The sequence below is a fragment of the Enterovibrio qingdaonensis genome (assembly GCF_028683135.1).
Taxonomy (GTDB): domain Bacteria; phylum Pseudomonadota; class Gammaproteobacteria; order Enterobacterales; family Vibrionaceae; genus Enterovibrio; species Enterovibrio qingdaonensis.
Window position 1 is genome coordinate 1 of sequence record NZ_JAJUBB010000060.1, and the last position, 1,141, is coordinate 1,141.

At 47.5% G+C, this 1,141-nt stretch carries 1 protein-coding gene; it reads right to left on the minus strand.

Translation table 11 applies throughout. From position 1 onward, the window contains the following. The coding region (locus LRP49_RS25110) for an IS4 family transposase (protein WP_274146402.1) at positions 1-1,031 on the minus strand (1,031 nt) is incomplete at its 3' end. Positions 1,032-1,141 lie beyond the last annotated feature (110 nt).

Genomic DNA, 1,141 nt, shown 5'->3' on the forward strand with positions numbered 1-1,141 from the left:
TGCCACTTTGCTTGGGTTGCAACCAGCCCATTCCACCACATGAGTATCTCTGCCAGTAGTCCAATTAATAGCAATATATTGAGACGTTTAGTGCAGCGGGTTCGATTATGGCGAAGTGCCAATCCATAGGCTGTGCTTTTTAAATCACGGAAGGCTTCTTCAATCTGCATCCTCTTTGCATATAAGCGGGTTATCTGGACGGCATTGAGCGTTGTATTAGGGATGTTGGTGACAAGTAACCAAGGTTCATTGGCATTTTTGGCAAAGAGCCGAGAAGCGGTGTGCTTCTGACAGGTACGGGAGTGACGTTGTGCTTTTCGCCCCTTCGGCGTTTGTTTCACCAGATATGCACTGCAGTTAAGGGGAGAGCGACGAGCGAGTTGGGAACGCCCGAGAAAAAGAGGTTTACTCGTGGCTTTGGGGTAAAGTTTCTTGTTCCATTGCCAATCCATCTGTTCGATTTTAATCGAGACCTCACCGCGAACACGACCCAGCCAAAACCAGCCCTTATTCTGAACCTGTCGAAACCAGGTGTTTCGAAAACCTGCGTCAGAGACAATAATGGGTGTGGTACCCTGAGGTAGTATTACCTGAAGCTTATCAAGGAAGTATTGATGGGTTATGGGCGAGTTATACTGCGCATATTCAAAGGCCTGCTCGTAAAGCGTCACTGCCCGGCCATCCAAGGCGACGGAAGCTCGCAGGGTCATATAACGTAATTGCTCTCTGACATCAGACCAATCAATCAGTATTACAGGGCAAGGGTTGGCTCCGGTAATAAGCCGCGCATTCCACTTATAGATGTCGTCTTTTTCACGGTGTAACTGGGCATTGCCAAGAAGCCTATCCACGCGTTTGATGGCATGTTTTGCAGTGGTTATGGTGTTAAGGGAGCGGCCGAGTTTGGTGAGAGTAAGGTCAGCTCCACCGATTGCAGACTCAGTCGCAAGTAACAGAGATTGAAGCCGTTTTTTATGAATAGTGGGACAGTGATTAGTTAGAGTGTCTTGTAGTATTTGAATATCGCGCATCGGTAATTCCTCTTGGTGGAATGTGGTTTTTGGCGAAATTCATTAGATCAAAGGGTACGGTGCGCGTCCTTCTCATTGTTTAGAAAAGGGATTTTGAGGGGATTCGCTAG